The sequence below is a fragment of the Moorena sp. SIO4A1 genome (genome assembly GCF_010672065.1).
Classification (GTDB): domain Bacteria; phylum Cyanobacteriota; class Cyanobacteriia; order Cyanobacteriales; family Coleofasciculaceae; genus Moorena.
Genome location: NZ_JAAHHX010000610.1, coordinates 1 through 1,585 on the forward strand (window position 1 = coordinate 1; position 1,585 = coordinate 1,585).

Genomic DNA, 1,585 nt, shown 5'->3' on the forward strand with positions numbered 1-1,585 from the left:
TTTGATTTTATAGCGTTGATAGCACTTATGATGTACAGTATTTTTTGACTATATATCCTTAATAAGGGGAGATATTATTGCCTTAAAAACATCTTTATTATTGCCTTTTGCCTCTTTCCTTTTGCCTTTTGCCTTTTGCCTTTTGCCTCTTGCCTCTTGCCTCTTGCCTTTTGCCTTTTGCCTTAATTAGCAACGTCAGACAATAAGGCATCTGCGATCGCATCAGAAATGGGGTAACCCAAATCTCGCTCTAGCATGCCCCATTCGCCAGTGGGGTTAACTTCTAGGAAGACATACTCACCGTCTGGGGTGACAATCATATCAATAGCGCCATAGGTTAGTCCCAACCTTGCCATCAAAGCATTCAGGCCATGGGCAACCTCACTGGGCAATTGATCAGGTTCCCAAGGACAGTCTTCTGGTTTAGCAGAGCGCCAATCCATCGTTGTTGCAGAATATCGAGAAGCATCGAGAGCTCCTACATATAAATTTCCCGCCACGAATGCTATTCGCAACTCCCGCTGTTTAGGAATTTCCTCTTGGAATACCATCGGACTATAGCGCAACATTTCTGCCTCTTGGAGGTCTTCTTCTTTGACAACGCTGGTATATAGGAAAAAAGAAGAAGCTTCCATACCGTAAGAAAGAGGAGTAAGCAACTTAGCCACCATCTTTCCTCCTACTTCTGCGAAGAAACCCCGCATCCGATCTGGATTATTCGTGACCAGAGTGCGGGGAACGAGCAGACCAACTTCATTAGCAATTCTGAGTTGACGTGGTTTGTTTTCTGCTTCTCGGATTCGTTCTAACTTATCTACCCAACGAGCATGGTTGAGATTATCTAAGAAACCATCAATGGTTGCTAATGATTCCCTAACGCAAGCGTCTTGGAATTGGGGAGCTAAATCTGGGCTGACTTGTGGATGCCAGAGTCGGCGCATCCATACCCCCTGCACGTCTTCGGTTTTAATGGAGTTTCCATTATAGTCTAACTGGTAACTAAGTCCTTCGCTAGTGATCCCGGCTGCTAGTTGCACCTTAGTGGGAAATTGATCGGTATCAAAGCGAAAGGGTTTAGCGCCTCGTTTTGATAGGGCTTCGGCGACTCTATCAATAGTGAAATAATCACCACTGTGAGTGATCAAGACAATTAGATCACGAGATCGGTTCATATACCTAAATGATAACGAATAAATAACGGTTAAATAGATAACACTCAGCCCAAAGCTAATCGCTGAGGGCTGATCGCGGGTTTTAAAAGCTCAGTTGACGCAAAGGGAGAAATAGTATCGGTAATTATTTCAACTACCCCTGCCTGATCGAGTACTCTCATCGAGTACACCTGGTGTTGGCAAAGGGATTGTGTCTACAGTCCACCTCCAATCTAAGTACCGAGATAGGTATAGCCTTTGGCAATCCCCTCAGTCTAGAGTTTTGGTTTCATCCTGGGACACATCAGGGACGGTTGAAAGTCGCCCCGTCCTCTCAAAGTCTTGCCTCAAGAGGAGCGTTCTCAGTGCGATATTCTTGGCTCCGACTAAATCAGCATGTAGTTTGTATCCACAAGCCATGCAATCAAAATCTA

Annotated in this window: 1 protein-coding gene; it reads right to left on the reverse strand. The window is 44.9% G+C overall.

Annotated features, from left to right (window positions below; all coding sequences use genetic code 11):
- Window positions 1-182: 182 nt before the first annotated feature.
- Window positions 183-1,172 (reverse strand): MvdC family ATP-grasp ribosomal peptide maturase, encoded by a 990-nt coding sequence (locus tag F6K53_RS41170; RefSeq protein WP_293086086.1) that lies wholly within the window; start codon window positions 1,170-1,172, stop codon window positions 183-185.
- Window positions 1,173-1,585: the final 413 nt, after the last annotated feature.

Excerpts from the sequence above, each read along its gene's own strand:
- F6K53_RS41170 (WP_293086086.1), bottom strand. The coding sequence starts at position 1,172 with ATGAACCGATCTCGTGATCTAATTGTCTTGATCACTCACAGTGGTGAT.